The 14,860-nt window shown below is 38.8% G+C and carries 12 protein-coding genes and 1 riboswitch; of the genes, 9 read left to right on the top strand and 3 right to left on the bottom strand.

What is annotated here, in order from left to right; translation table 11 throughout:
- Positions 1-50 precede the first annotated feature (50 nt).
- Positions 51-165, top strand: a riboswitch (SAM riboswitch).
- 140 nt (positions 166-305) lie between these two features.
- The 9 genes from G4Z05_RS09750 to G4Z05_RS09710 all read left to right on the top strand — a co-directional run bounded on the left by G4Z05_RS09750 (position 306) and on the right by G4Z05_RS09710 (position 12,509).
- Positions 306-1,418, top strand: a complete 1,113-nt coding sequence (locus G4Z05_RS09750) for a methionine biosynthesis PLP-dependent protein (protein WP_163251778.1) — start codon at positions 306-308, stop codon at positions 1,416-1,418.
- The gene (metC, locus tag G4Z05_RS09745) at positions 1,418-2,605 is read left to right on the top strand and encodes a cystathionine beta-lyase (RefSeq protein WP_163251777.1); all 1,188 of its coding nucleotides are present in this window, start codon (positions 1,418-1,420) and stop codon (positions 2,603-2,605) included. The genes G4Z05_RS09750 and metC overlap by 1 nt, the downstream gene beginning before the upstream one ends.
- 2 nt (positions 2,606-2,607) lie before the next feature.
- Positions 2,608-4,470, top strand: coding sequence for a bifunctional homocysteine S-methyltransferase/methylenetetrahydrofolate reductase (locus tag G4Z05_RS09740; protein WP_163251776.1), 1,863 nt, complete (start codon positions 2,608-2,610; stop codon positions 4,468-4,470).
- A complete protein-coding gene (gene metH / locus G4Z05_RS09735) occupies positions 4,448-7,897 on the top strand; it encodes a methionine synthase (protein WP_163251775.1) in 3,450 nt (1,149 codons plus the stop codon). The genes G4Z05_RS09740 and metH overlap by 23 nt, the downstream gene beginning before the upstream one ends.
- 253 nt (positions 7,898-8,150) lie before the next feature.
- Positions 8,151-8,564 carry a MarR family winged helix-turn-helix transcriptional regulator gene (locus G4Z05_RS09730; protein ID WP_163251774.1) on the top strand — a complete coding sequence of 138 codons (414 nt, stop codon included), beginning with the start codon at positions 8,151-8,153 and terminating at the stop codon, positions 8,562-8,564.
- A gap of 13 nt (positions 8,565-8,577) precedes the next feature.
- Entirely contained in the window at positions 8,578-9,774 is a 1,197-nt protein-coding gene (locus tag G4Z05_RS09725) for an MFS transporter (protein WP_163251773.1), read from the top strand.
- A gap of 123 nt (positions 9,775-9,897) precedes the next feature.
- Positions 9,898-10,461: an NAD(P)/FAD-dependent oxidoreductase gene (locus G4Z05_RS09720; protein ID WP_163251772.1), complete on the top strand. Its 564-nt coding sequence runs from the start codon at positions 9,898-9,900 to the stop codon at positions 10,459-10,461.
- Between the two features lie 11 nt (positions 10,462-10,472).
- A complete protein-coding gene (locus tag G4Z05_RS09715) occupies positions 10,473-10,856 on the top strand; it encodes a VOC family protein (RefSeq protein ID WP_163251771.1) in 384 nt (127 codons plus the stop codon).
- A 94-nt stretch (positions 10,857-10,950) separates the two neighbouring features.
- A protein-coding gene (locus tag G4Z05_RS09710) for an IS3 family transposase (RefSeq protein WP_163251770.1) occupies positions 10,951-12,509 on the top strand; the annotation gives its coding sequence in 2 pieces (ribosomal slippage) (positions 10,951-11,584 and positions 11,584-12,509; 1,560 coding nt in all).
- Between the two features lie 299 nt (positions 12,510-12,808).
- Here the strand turns inward: G4Z05_RS09710 and G4Z05_RS09705 are convergent.
- The 3 genes from G4Z05_RS09705 to G4Z05_RS09700 all read right to left on the bottom strand — a co-directional run bounded on the left by G4Z05_RS09705 (position 12,809) and on the right by G4Z05_RS09700 (position 14,665).
- Positions 12,809-13,213, bottom strand: coding sequence for a hypothetical protein (locus G4Z05_RS09705; protein WP_163251769.1), 405 nt, complete (start codon positions 13,211-13,213; stop codon positions 12,809-12,811).
- A gap of 85 nt (positions 13,214-13,298) precedes the next feature.
- Positions 13,299-13,433: a hypothetical protein gene (locus G4Z05_RS16625; protein ID WP_276207639.1), complete on the bottom strand. Its 135-nt coding sequence runs from the start codon at positions 13,431-13,433 to the stop codon at positions 13,299-13,301.
- A gap of 11 nt (positions 13,434-13,444) precedes the next feature.
- The gene (locus G4Z05_RS09700) at positions 13,445-14,665 is read right to left on the bottom strand and encodes a helix-turn-helix domain-containing protein (RefSeq protein WP_163251768.1); all 1,221 of its coding nucleotides are present in this window, start codon (positions 14,663-14,665) and stop codon (positions 13,445-13,447) included.
- Between the last annotated feature and the right edge of the window lie 195 nt (positions 14,666-14,860).

Below are 14,860 nucleotides of genomic sequence, written 5' to 3'. Positions count from 1 at the left end.
CTAAGCAGGAAAAGTATAGTAAATTTTATAAAAAGTTTTAATATTGATCGTTCTTATCAAGAGAGGTTGAGGGAAAGGCCCAATGACACCTCAGCAACCTTCAATGGATGAACCATTGAAAAGGTGCTAATTCCTGCAAATTAATGTTAATTTGCGAGATAAGAAGAATGACCTTATGGTTTCGTACAAACAAAAGTCTTCTTCTTATAGAAGGCTTTTTTCTTTTTTATCAACAAGCTTTATCCCCATACCGCGTTAAAGCTGAAAAATATCCAATCTATTTTTCAAGACAAGGAGTGAGTGTAATGTACAAAATTGATACAAAGCTGGCCCAAATTGGAAACAGAAGTGAATCAGCAACAGGCACAGTGAATCCTCCCGTATATTTTTCAACTGCCTATCGACATGAAGGTATCGGACAATCAACAGGATTTGACTACACTCGGACAGGGAACCCAACACGCCAGCTCCTTGAAAAGACCATTGCTGATTTGGAAGGTGGCGATCAAGGGTTTGCGTGTAGCTCTGGTATGGCAGCGATTTTTACTATCCTTTCTCTATTCCAATCCGGGGATGAATGGTTGGTCAGTGAAGATTTATACGGAGGCACTTACCGGCTTTTAGAAAAAGGCTATAAAAAATGGGGCTTAAGATGTCAATATGTCAATACAGGTTGTCCGGAGGAAATTGAAAGAAAGATTACCCCTCAAACAAAGGCCATCTTTCTCGAGACTCCTACCAACCCCCTCATGCAGGAAGCCGATATTGCTGCTATTGCCGACATCGCGAAAAAACACGGTATTTTGCTGATTGTCGACAATACGTTCTATACCCCACTTTTACAGCAGCCTATTAAGCTTGGCGCCGATATCGTCATTCATAGTGCGACAAAATATTTGGGCGGTCACAATGATGTCCTTGCCGGCCTTATTGTCGCTAAAGGAAAAGACTTATGTGAACAATTAGCCCTTTATCATAATGGGACCGGAGGTGTATTAAGCCCGTTTGATTCATGGTTATTAATGCGTGGAATGAAAACTTTAGCACTACGAATGGAACGACATGAAAAAAATGCAAAGGCAATCGTGGAATATTTGTCCCAACATGATGCCGTTACAGATGTTCTTTACCCTGGCCGTGGTGGTATGGTTTCCTTCCGAATAAAAGACGAAACTTGGGTTAATCCATTTTTGAAAAATTTAAAGCTAATTTCATTTGCCGAAAGTCTTGGTGGTACGGAAAGTTTTATCACATATCCAGCCACACAAACCCATGCTGATATTCCTGAAGAAATTCGAATTGAAAAAGGTATTTGCAATCGCCTGCTTCGTTTTTCTGTTGGAATTGAGGATGTAGAGGATTTAATTCACGACCTTAAGCAAGCCTTTGCCAAAATGAACAAAGGAGTGATTGTTTAATGGAATTGGAAGAGTATTGTTTTGAAACAAAGCTTCTTCATAATCGACATAAAGTCGACTCTGTGACTGGAGCTGTCAGTGTACCGATTCAGCATGCCTCCACCTTTCATCAATTTGATATCGACCAATTTGGTAAATATGATTATGCCCGAAGTTTAAATCCAACCCGAGAAGCGCTAGAAGAGGTTATTTCAGAATTGGAGGGCGGGGTGAAAGGCTTTGCATTTTCTTCCGGTATGGCAGCTATTTCAACAGCTTTCCTATTACTGTCTGCCGGTGATCATGTCATTATTACGGAAGATGTGTATGGCGGAACTTATCGAATGGTGACAGAAGTGCTATCAAGATTAGGGATTGAGCATTCTTTTGTTGACATGACAGATATAGATCAAGTAAAACAAGCGATTAAGCCTAATACGAAAGCATTTTATGTTGAAACCCCGTCCAATCCTTTGTTAAAAGTGACAGATATCAAAGCTATCAGCCAAATGGCAAAGGAAATTGGTGCACTGACATTTGTCGATAATACCTTCCAAACCCCTGCTTTGCAAAAACCATTGGAACTTGGGGCTGATGTGGTGCTTCACAGTGCAACAAAGTTTTTATCCGGACACAGTGATGTAGTGGCAGGACTTGCTGTTGTCAAAGATAAAGGTTTAGCCAATCGGCTTGGATTTTTACAAAATTCCTTCGGCGCAGTTCTTGGTGTACAGGATGCATGGCTCGTATTAAGAGGTTTAAAAACTCTTCATGTTCGACTTGAACACTCACAGAAATCAGCATTGCAAATTGCGAGTTTCCTAGAGAAACATCCACTTGTTAAAAACGTGTTTTATCCGGGACTTCCTAATCATCCGCAGAGAGAATTGTTGGATGTACAAACCCAAGGAGCCGGTGCGGTCCTTTCTTTCGAACTTGTCGATGAAGAAGCTGTCCGAACCTTTGTCTCAAGTGTCAAGCTACCTGTATTTGCCGTTAGTCTTGGTGCGGTGGAGTCAATTTTATCCTACCCTGCAAAGATGTCACATGCGGCCATGCCACAGGCGGAAAGGGAAAAACGTGGAATTAAAAACAGTCTTCTACGCTTGTCTGTCGGGCTTGAAAATCCAGATGATTTAATTAGAGATTTTTCCCAGGCACTCGAACAGGTGCAACAGAAAAAATTAGTGCTGCAGCAAGGAGAATGACCATGAGCTTTTTAGAAAAATTAAAAAATCAAATCTTAATCGCTGATGGAGCCATGGGAACCCTGCTCTATTCATACGGAACAGACTGCTGCTTTGAGGAGTTAAATCTTTCCCATCCCGAGCAAATTCAACATATCCACCAGGCCTACATAGATGCTGGTGCCGATGTGATCCAAACCAATACGTATGCAGCAAACTATTTGAAGCTTAGCCGTTACGGGCTAGAAGATTCTGTAAAGGATATTAATAGTGCAGCGGTTCATCATGCAAAAAAAGTGGCTAAAAACCGTGCGTTTATACTTGGAACAATAGGAGGCAACCGTGGGATTAAACCTAATTCCATTTCATTAGAAGAAATTAAACGGAGCTTTCGAGAGCAATTATATTGTTTATTGTTAGAAGAGGTGGACGGCCTCCTGCTTGAAACCTTTTATGACCTTGAAGAGCTCGAAACGGTTCTTGCCATTGCGAGAAAAGAAACAAAATTGCCGATTATTGCCCAGGTATCCATTCAAGAGCCTGGATTTCTGCAGAACCGGACACCTGTCAATGAAGCATTAAAAAGGCTGGAAAGTATTGGAGCAGATGTAGTCGGACTCAATTGCCGCGTCGGTCCGCACCATATGCTTTTAACGTTAGAGCAAATTGAACTACCTAAGCAGGCCTATTTGTCTGCCTACCCTAATGCCAGTCTCCCAGCCTATACAGACGGGAAATTTCATTATGATAGTGATGCAGATTACTTTCGACGTGCAGCAAATGAATTCCGCAAACAAGGAGTTCGGCTGATCGGAGGCTGCTGTGGTACGACACCAGAACATATCCGGATGTTTGCTGCAGAACTAAAGAACAAAACGCCTATAAAGGAAAAAATCGTAAAATTCACACCGAAAGTTACGGTGGTTGAAGATCCTACAATTAAAAGAGAGCACACTCCACTTCAAGAGATTGTGAAACAACGGCCTTCGGTCATTGTCGAATTAGATCCACCAAGAAAGCTGGACACAAGGAAATTTTTCGATGGAGCGAAGGCATTAAAAGAAGCTGGAATTGATGCGATTACACTCGCGGACAATTCGCTCGCCCAAGTTAGGATATCTAATGAATCGCTCGGATATCTTATCAAACAAGAATTGGGCATCCGGCCGCTCATTCATATTTCCTGCCGCGACCGGAATATTATCGGTTTACAATCTCATTTAATGGGGCTTCATACTTTAGGGATGCATGATGTACTAGCGATTACCGGCGATCCAGCCCGTGTTGGAGATTTCCCTGGCGCATCATCCGTCTATGATGTTTCATCGTTTGAACTCATTCAAATGATCAAACAATTAAATGAAGGATTATCATTTTCCGGAAAAGATTTGGGACAGAAGACAGCGTTTAGCATTGCCGGGGCATTTAATCCAAATGTCCGTTCGATAGAAAAAGCCGTTAAACGGCTGGAGAAAAAAATGGACTGCGGTGCTGATTACTTTATCTCCCAGCCTATTTTCTCCGAAGAAAAGTTATTGGAAGTCTATGAACATACGAAACATTTAAAAGCTCCAATATATATTGGACTAATGCCTCTGACTAGCAGTAGAAATGCAGAATTCCTTCATAATGAAGTACCAGGTATTAAAATTGCTGATTCCATTCGCGAACGGATGGCAAAACTGAATGACCAGCCAAATCTGGCCGCTCGTGAAGGGGTGGAGATTACCAAGTCTTTGATTGATGCCGCACTAGACTTATTTAACGGAATCTATCTCATTACACCATTTTTACGTTATGAGCTGACGCTTGAGCTGGCCCTTTATGCCCGTCAGCGTGCTCAAGAACTAAGGGGGAACATCCATGCCAAAACCACCATTTATTAATCAATTAAAGAAACGCATCCTTATTATGGACGGTGCCATGGGGACGATGCTACAACGGGCAGGTCTAACCCCTAAAGATTTTGGCGGTGAAGAATATGAAGGGTGCAACGAACATTTGAATTTAACCGCACCTTCTGTGATTGCCAATATTCACCGTGAATACTTAGAAGCTGGGGCTGATATCATCGAAACAAACACTTTCGGTGCAACCAGTCTCGTGCTGGATGAGTACGGCCTTGGCTATAAGGCATATGAAATTAATAAAATTGCTGCAATGCTGGCTGTAAAAGAAGCAGCAAAAGCTTCAACCGATGAATGGCCAAGATATGTGGCCGGTTCGATGGGGCCTACAACTAAAACATTAAGTGTAACCGGCGGAACCACCTTTGACGCTCTAACAACTGCCTATGAAGAGCAAGCAATCGGTTTAATTGATGGTGGTGTAGATCTACTCCTTTTGGAAACAAGCCAAGATATGCTGAATGTAAAAGCCGGCTTTTCTGGAATCCAGCGTGCATTTGCAAAAACAGGAAAAACGCTACCATTGTTTATTTCTGGTACCATTGAGCCGATGGGTACTACCTTAGCCGGTCAGACCATTGATTCATTTTATATTTCAATTGAACACATGAATCCCGTGGCAGTAGGGCTCAACTGTGCAACCGGCCCGGAATTCATGCAGGATCATATTCGTACATTATCCGAACTTGCTTCCACTGCGGTTAGCTGCTATCCAAATGCCGGTCTTCCTGATGAGGAAGGAAATTATCATGAAACACCGGAAACTTTAGCGAAAAAACTGGCAGATTTTGCTGCCCATGGATGGCTTAATATTGTTGGCGGCTGTTGCGGTACAACACCTGATCATATCCGTGCCATTGCTGAAACAATGAAATCTTATAAACCTCGGGAAGTTAAACATCACTCCCTTCACATGGTTTCCGGAATTGAGCCTCTTATTTACGATGATCCGACTTTAAGACCGATCATGGTTGGAGAAAGGACCAATGTCATCGGCTCTCGCAAATTCAAACGATTAATTGCAGAAGGGAAATTTGAAGAAGCTGCGGAAATTGCCAGAGCTCAGGTCAAAGGCGGTGCCCATGTTATTGATATTTGCCTTGCCGATCCAGACCGCGATGAACTTGCCGATATGGAAAACTTCATTAAAGAAGTAGTGAAGAAAGTAAAGGTACCACTTGTTATTGATTCTACTGATGAAAAAGTCATTGAAAAAGCCTTGAAATATTCTCAGGGCAAAGCGATTATTAATTCGATCAATCTTGAGGACGGAGAAGAACGCTTAGAAGCGATTGTGCCGCTCATCCACCGCTACGGAGCTGCTGTCGTTGTCGGTACGATTGATGAAAAAGGAATGGGTGTCACTGCAGAACGGAAGATCGAGATTGCCAAACGCTCCTATAATCTGCTGGTAAACAAATACAAGCTGAAGCCGCAGGATTTGATTTTTGACCCATTAGTTTTCCCGGTTGGCACCGGCGATGAACAATATATCGGCTCCGCCCAAGCAACTGTGGATGGCATTCGACTCATCAAGGAACAATTGCCTGGCGTTCAAACCATTCTCGGAATCAGTAACGTATCCTTTGGATTACCACCAGTTGGACGAGAAATTTTGAATTCCGTGTTCTTATACCACTGTACTCAGGCAGGTCTTGATTATGCGATTGTGAACACAGAGAAGCTTGAACGCTTTGCTTCCATATCAAAAGAAGAAGTGAAGCTAGCTGAGGATCTTCTTTTCAAAACAACGGATGAAACACTGGCGGTATTTACTGATTATTACCGAGACAAAAAGAAAGAGGCCAAAGGAACGGTTCCAGAAATGAGCTTGGAGGAACGGCTCGCCTATTATATTGTGGAAGGGACGAAAGAAGGTCTTATTCCTGATTTGGAACTAGCCCTTCAAAAGTACCCTACCCCCCTGGATATTATTAATGGTCCGTTAATGGATGGGATGAAGGAAGTGGGGCGTCTATTTAACGATAATCAATTAATCGTAGCCGAAGTGCTGCAAAGTGCAGAAGTCATGAAAGCCTCTGTCTCCTTTTTAGAACCATATATGGAAAAAGGCGATGTTTCCGCCTCTAAAGGGAAAGTTATTTTAGCCACCGTAAAAGGTGATGTCCATGATATCGGCAAAAATCTTGTCGACATTATCCTTAGCAATAATGGGTATGAAGTAATTGATCTGGGGATTAAGGTGACTCCCGCTGAGTTAATTAAAGCGATTCGGGAGGAAAAACCAGATATTATCGGACTTTCTGGCCTTTTGGTCAAATCCGCTCAGCAAATGGTGTTGACTGCCCAAGATATGAAGGAAGCGGGAATAGATCTTCCGATATTAGTAGGAGGAGCCGCCCTTTCACGAAAATTTACCGATACAAAAATCGCAAAAGAATATAATGGTCTTGTTCTTTATGCAAAGGATGCGATGACCGGTTTGGCACTCGCCAATCAGCTGCAATCGGTGGAGGAACATGAAAAGCTGCTTGCTGAAAAACAGAAAAAATTGGAGACACTGGATGTTCCACTAGAATTACCAAAACGTTCTTCGGTAGCAGTCGCCACAAAACCTAGATCATCTGTCTCCACAGAGGTACCGGTATTTGTCCCAATGGATACGAAGCGGCATGTCATAAAATCCTATTCCTTATCACATATTGAACCATATATTAATATGCAGATGCTGCTTGGCCACCATCTGGGGGTAAAAGGGAAAATCTCCAAACTTCTGGCTGAGAAAGATGAAAAAGCTTTAAAAGTAAAAGAAATGGTTGATCAGCTACTTGCGGATGCCAGTGCCAATCAGTGGATCGACCCAGCTGCCGTCTATCAATTTTTCCCAGCACAGTCTGATGGTAATAAGATTCATATATATGATCCAGAAAATCCTTCTATAGTCATTGAAACATTCGATTTTCCACGGCAGGAATCTGCTCCATATCTCTGTTTGGCAGATTTCCTAAAACCAGTGGACAGCGGGATAATGGATTATGTTGGCTTTTTTACAGTTACAGCTGGCAAAGGAATTCGCGAGGTAGCAGACCAATTAAAACTTGATGGCCGATTCCTTGAAAGCCATGCCCTTCAATCATTAGCACTAGAAACAGCAGAAGGCCTTGCTGAATTCATTCATCGGCTCATGCGCGATCGTTGGGGCTTTCCAGATCCAGCAACATTTACGATGCAAGATCGTTTCGCTGCTCGTTATCAAGGACAGCGTTTCTCGTTCGGTTACCCAGCCTGTCCAGATTTAGAGGATCAGAAGAAGCTATTTAAACTTATCCAACCAGAAGATATTGGTGTACGCTTGACAGATGGCTACATGATGGAGCCAGAAGCTTCCGTATCAGCGATGGTATTTGCCCATCCGGAAGCCAGATATTTTAATGTATTAAAATAATCTTTTAATAAAAAAGATCCGAGGAATAATTCATTGATTTCCACGGATCTTTTTTTATTGAACATTTATATTTATTGAATGACTAGACCCTTATCCCCCACTGTTCTTTTCACTAATGCCCTATTAAAATATTAATTATCTACTAGAACCCTCATTTTACCTTTACTATGTTTCATTCTTTGCACCATTATTGACATGCTTTTCCCCTTCTATTATAGTTACCTAGGTAACTATTATCTATAAGGAGCAGTCTATGAATAGCCACGAATTATTTCACACTCTTCATCAATTATCACGCCATTTTACCAATCATTTAAATGAAGCATTAAAACCTTTTGGATTATATAGTGCTCAATGGGCCGTACTTTTTGTCTTAAAAACAAAAGGAACTTTATCCCAAAAAGAACTTTGCGACTATTTGTTTGTCGAGGCACCTCCAATGACCAGAACAATCCAAAGACTTGTAAAACAAGGTTATGTACGACAAGTACCTGGCAAGGATAAACGGGAAAAACGAATTATTTTAACTGAAGAAGCTTTACTACAATACCCGAAATGGGAACGCGCCGTAAATGAAGCGAATCGGTATTTACTTGAACACCTACCAGAAACCTCACAAAAAGAATTACTAACATTACAGAAAAGCTGGTTACAAAAGCTTTTGTGAAGGAGTGCATCAAATGAATCAACAAAAATTATGGTCTAAAAATTTTATCAGTATTTCAATGAGTAATTTTTTTCTATTTTTAACTTTTTATTTCTTGCTCGTCACTCTTCCAAATCTTGCATTAGAGAAGTATCATAGCAGTGCATCCGAAGCCGGATTGATGACGACTGTATTCTTATTTGCGGCAATTATTTCCCGACCGTTTGCTGGTCAATGGCTTGAACGAATCGGTTATCAAAAAATGTTATTCGTTGCACTGATCGTTTTCTTCGGAGCTTCCATCTTATACTTTTTCCCATCTTCTCTATATGGTATTCTTGCCGTTCGCTTTTTACAAGGTATTGGTTTTGGTATGGCAACAACATCGGCAGGTACCATTGTTGCAGAAATTGTTCCTAGTTCACGTCGAGGAGAAGGAATGGGCTATTTTATTATGTCATCCAATCTAGCCATGGTTTTAGGCCCATTTGTCGGTATTTCCGCTATGCAGCAATTTGGTCCAACCATTTTGTTTACCTTAAGTGTCATTGGTGCTTTAGCCTCACTCATTGCCGGGTTATTTGTCAAAATGACTAACCCCCAAGAGGTTCATTCGAACGTAAAGCAGCCGTTTACCTTCCGTAATATTTTTGAAATATCAGCTGTTTCCATTTCATTAATTGGAGCATTTTTTGGGTTAGTCTATTCGTCGATCCTTTCCTTTGTTTCTGTCTATGCCAATGAGATTCATCTTGACAATGTATCCAATCTTTTCTTTGTAGTGTTTGCCATTGTACTATTAATCTCAAGACCATTTACCGGTAAGTGGTTTGATAGTTTTGGAGCCAATGTGATTGTCTTTCCATCAATTATTTTATTTGCAATTGGCATGTTTGTGTTAGGAAATACAAACAGTGAAGTGACCTTTCTCTTATCTGCGGGGTTGATCGGATTAGGCTGGGGAACCTTGTTTCCAACTTTTCAAACGATTGCTGTCCAGGATGCTCCTCCTAAAAAAAGAGGCTTAGCCACAGCCACATTCCTATCTATTTATGATTTAGGAATTGGTATTGGCTCATTTGTAGTTGGATTACTAATTGCGAAAATAGGCTTTCATTCATTTTATCTATTATGTTCAATCTATATTCTAATAGGTATGGTCCTTTATTATTTTGTGCGTGTCCGAAAACAACAGACAACTATTCCACAAGTAAACAATCAAAAACAATAGTAGAATTGGTTCCTGTCATCGCTTCTTCTTAATAACTGATATTTCTAAATAAGCAGATTATTTTACTTTTACTGACAGTTTCGCTACAGTTATTTATGAAATGAATGAAGAGGAGGCATGGAAATGTTTGACGTTGTTATTGTTGGAGCAGGTGCCGCCGGAGCAAGTGCCGCACTATTTACAGCAAAAGCCGGAAAAAAAACATTGGTAATTGATAACGATAAAAGTATGACGAAACGTGCATGGATTGAAAATCATTATGGAGTAACTGAAATTACTGGACCGGAACTTGTTGAAATTGGAAAAAAGCAAGCCCGCAAATTTGGCGCTGAACTAGTTGAAGAGACAGTAACCAATATCAGTAAAATTGATGGCGGATTTAAAGTGGAAACAGATCAACATTCTTATGAAGCAAAGCATGTCCTTTTAGCAACTGGTGCCCTTACTGACCTGGCCAAAAAAATTGGTTTAACAACAAAAGCAGGTACAGAACCAAGAATCAAAACCATTTTGGATGTGGACGCAAAAGGAAAAACAAATATCGATGGTATTTGGGCTGCCGGAACGGTTGCTGGGGTAAGTGTGCATACCATTATTACCGCTGGTGACGGTGCAAAGGTTGCCATTAATATTATCAGTGAATTAAACGGTGAACGTTACGTTGACCATGATGTTCTAAAGTCCTAAGAGGGTTAAACATGGCTAGAAGGAAAATAGACCATGTAGGCATTATGGTAAAAGACATGGAGCGGGCCATTCAGTTTTATCAAGAGGTTGTCGGTATGGAGCTCAAAGGAAGGCTCGCCCATCCAGATATGTCAATTTCACTAGCTTTTCTTGGTTTTGACGGATCGGACGAAACCGAGCTAGAGCTAATCAAAGGATATAATGATAATCTTCCGGTAGAAGGCAAAGTTCATCATTTGGCTGTAACGGTTGATGATATTGAAGCCGAATTCGAACGAATTAAACAATTAAATGTGCCATTAATTGATGAAGAAATCGTTACCCTACCAAATGGATACCGCTATTTCTTTTTCCGAGGACCTGAAGGAGAATGGATAGAGTTTTTCCAAAGATAAAGGATAAAAAAGCACCGGTGCTTATTGATATGCTCCCCATAAGGTAGACAGGTTAAAAAAATAAAAATCTGTTTACCTAAGGGGAGTATTTTTAATGTCAAGACGGGCACGTTCTTTAAAAGAAAAAATAAAGATTATTAATGATTTTAAAAATGAGACTTATTCCATTTCTGAATTGGAATCTATTTATAATACGGATAACGTAACAATTTATGATTGGGTATATAAATTTGAAAGATACGGAGTGGAAGGATTAAAAGAGTCTTCTTCATGGAGGAAGTATTCAAAGGAACTTAAAATACAGGCAGTTAAGGACTATCTTAGTGGAGATTTCTCCCTTCGGGAGGTTACTAGAAAATATGAGATTCCAAGTACTTCCACTCTACGTCAATGGATAAAGAAGTATAATGGTCATAGAGAATTAAAAGATACGGGAAAAGGGAGATCGAACTCTATGACTAAAGGAAGAAAGACAACTTGGAAAGAAAGAATTGAAATTGTACAAGATTCATTAGGAAATGGAAAAAATTATCAACAAACAGCTGAACACCATCAAGTATCATACCATCAAGTTTATCAATGGGTACGTAAATATGAAGCTGGCGGTTGGGATGCGTTAAAAGATCGTCGAGGACGTTCGAAGAACGAAGAAGAATTAACTCCAGAAGAAAAAATGAAGTTAGTGATTCGTCGAATTGAAAAAGAAAATGAACGTTTACGTGCGGAGAATGCATTCTTAAAAAAGTTAGAGGAGATCGAAAGGAGGAGAAAATAAGTCAAGTAAGATTTGAAGATAAATATATCGCAATTAAAGAACTTCATGATAATGAGCAACTCAGCATTGTCATGTTATGCGACATTGCAGGCGTTGCAAGAGCTGCTTATTATAAATGGTTAAACCGTAAGCCTTCCTTGCGAGAACTTGAAAATGAAGAAATTATTAAGGAAATGAAAGCTATCCATAAGAACGTTAAGGGTATCTATGGTTATCGTCGAATGTTAATAAATATAAACCGAAAGTTTGGAAAGAGTTTTAATCATAAACGAATATATAGGCTAATGAGAATGGCCGGGATTCAATCTGTTATTAGGAGGAAGAAGACACGATATAGGCGTTCAAAACCTCAGCACGTTGCAGAGAATATATTAAATCGTGAATTTACAGCTGAGAAACCAAATGAAAAATGGGTAACAGATGTTACCGAGTTCAAATATGGTCCTTCGAAGAAGGCTTATTTAAGTGCGATTCTAGATTTATATGATGGTTCAATTATTAGCTATGTTTTAGGGAATTCCAATAATAATAAACTTGTATTTGAAACGTTAGATAAAGCTTTAATTCAATTAGATGACGAATATCCACTTATTCATAGTGATCGTGGATTTCAATATACTTCACATGGGTTTAAACGAAGAATAGACAAGGCTGGATTAACCCATAGTATGTCGCGAGTAGGAAGATGTATTGATAACGGACCAATGGAATCGTTTTGGGGAACCCTTAAAAGTGAGAAATATTACTTACATAAGTATGAGACATTTGAGGAATTGTCAAAAGATATTGATCATTACATTTACTTTTATAATAATGAAAGATTTCAAGAAAAGCTAAACGGCCTTAGCCCTGTTGAATACAGGTCTAAAGCCGCTTGAATCATTTTTTATTATTTCCACTGTCTACTTGACAGGGGGCAGTTCATATTTGCTACCGGTGCTTTTTCATTTCACTAATAATGGTGTTATTCGCTTGGAGAACTTGCCTTATGCATATTTAAAAATATCATTCTCATAAATAAACAAAAACCCCCTGATAGTTCATATGTACGAGAAAGAACATGTTCTCCGTAATAACTCAACGAGAAAGGACAGCTAACCGTCAAGATTAAGGCTGTCCTTCTTTTGTTCTGATTGAAAGATGGAACGGTATGCACTCTAATTTCATCTATTAATTATTAATAATCATCCATTGAAGCCCATGCATCACAACCATTTTTGCTTCCATCTCCATTACAATGAAGCTTTACAAGATAATAGCCAGATGCTGGTACTGTGTAATCAAATCCTGTATAGTTTGTTCCCATCGGAACCCATACCGATTTAAGTACATCATAATGTGAAGTATCTGCCCATTTTATTCCTAAGTGCAGTGTGAATCCACGAACACTTGAATCATAGCTTTCATAGTTAACTCTGATTTTTTGACCAGCATTGTACCATCTTAATTCAGTTACATCCGAATACTCATTAGGTGTCAAACGTACTTGAGTTGGAGTATTTGCATAAGCCCTAGTAATACTTAAGGAAAAGACTAGTGCACCTGTAAGTGCCAAGATAGAAAAATAACGTTTAAGCTTCATTATAAATCTCTCCCCTTTTAATAGATTGATAGTAATAATAGTTCTAGAATGGTTCAAATATTATCAGGGGGGAAGTTAGCTAGGATCAAATTGGGGGTAAAATTGGATGATTAACTTTAGATGTTTTTTCTACGACTACATTGGTATCATTCGCGCTATTCACAGGCGAAGAAAAAACGAGTAATGAAAGTGAAAACAATACAATAGCAAGTTTTTTCATTTGAATACCTCCTACGTTATTTTATTTAAATATTTTACTGCTTCCAGATACATTCCTTGTTCGGTATAGTAATCTGAAAGCATTTTGTAAAAGCGAGTTAAATCATTTTTGTGTTCATTCGTTTCTTCTAAATGAGGAATGACCTTTGATACTAAATATTTAAAGGCTCGATCTGGTGAATGCATATGAACTAAATAAAAATCGGCCAATAAGCGGTACTTCTTATTCCCCAATTCTTTTGCTAAACTGCTTACTACATTAAAGCACTCTTTTGCCTTTTCTGCTTCACCAAGGGAATATTGTATTTCCCCAATAGCATATAAAGTTACTAAATAATGTGGATTATTGATTGGCTGTAATGCTAAACTTTTTTCGTAATAACTTAATGCTTTCTTTGGATTATTTTTCTTATTTTGAAGGAAACCCATATTATGATAAATTTGTGGAAGTAACTTTTCTTGCTTTAATAACTCGGCATTTCTAATTAAATGACGAAAACACTCTTCTGCTTCCTCGTATATATTCGAGTGTGTGTAATTAATTCCCAAAAGCATAAGTGAATGGAGAATACGTAAAAAATTATGCTCGTTCATAAACAACTGAAGGGCCAATTTTCCAAAATGAATGGCATGACCTGATTGCTCAAGTGCAGCTTTTACATGTGCTCGATGATAAAAATATTCTGCTTTCGTTTTTTCTGTACTTGGCTCAATATCTAATGCATCAAACAACTCATCTGCCGCTTTAAATTTTCCCTTCATCATTAAAAATATCGCATTAAAGTAATTATATAAATACTCCTCATGTTGGGAAAAATTTATCCGTTGCTTAAATAACAATTCCTTTTGTTTCGCTGCTTCGGCTAAATATCCTTTAAATAGTAAATATCTATATTTATAGAGTTCATACTTGTAAATATGTTTGGAAAAAGGAATAATATGTTCAATTTCTTGCAATTTGCGATATGTCTCATCTATTTTATCAATAAGATAGTAATTTATTTTTTCTTCCAAATCTGCGAGTAAATCTTGAATAATGCCCTCTTTTTCTTCCATTTCCTCCAGATTAACATTTAGCCGGTTGAGCAGCAGAGAAATGGTTTCTTTGTTAGCTTCTTTTGAATTATTTTCTATTTTACTTAGATGTGGGACCGAACAAATCCCTTTAGCAAGCTCCGCTTGTGTAATACCTCTTTGGGTTCGGTAATATTTTATTAATGCACCATATTCCATTTCGATCACCAGGCTTGCCTTTCTTTTTTTTATTATTTTACAATAAATGGAGCCTGTCTTACAGAATTTTATTGAATTATTTATATTTATTTAAAATATATAAATTAAATTCTTTATTAGTTATGTAAGTCAAGTAGAATAAGTTGGGAAAATTTCTCAAATTTTATAAAAAACTCTAGTTTTTACTAAAATAAA

Origin of the sequence: Neobacillus thermocopriae (assembly GCF_010975035.1) — a bacterium.
Classification (GTDB): domain Bacteria; phylum Bacillota; class Bacilli; order Bacillales; family Cytobacillaceae; genus Neobacillus; species Neobacillus thermocopriae.
The sequence above is the reverse complement of the archived record's forward strand: the minus strand, read 5'-3'. Positions and strand labels throughout refer to the sequence as shown.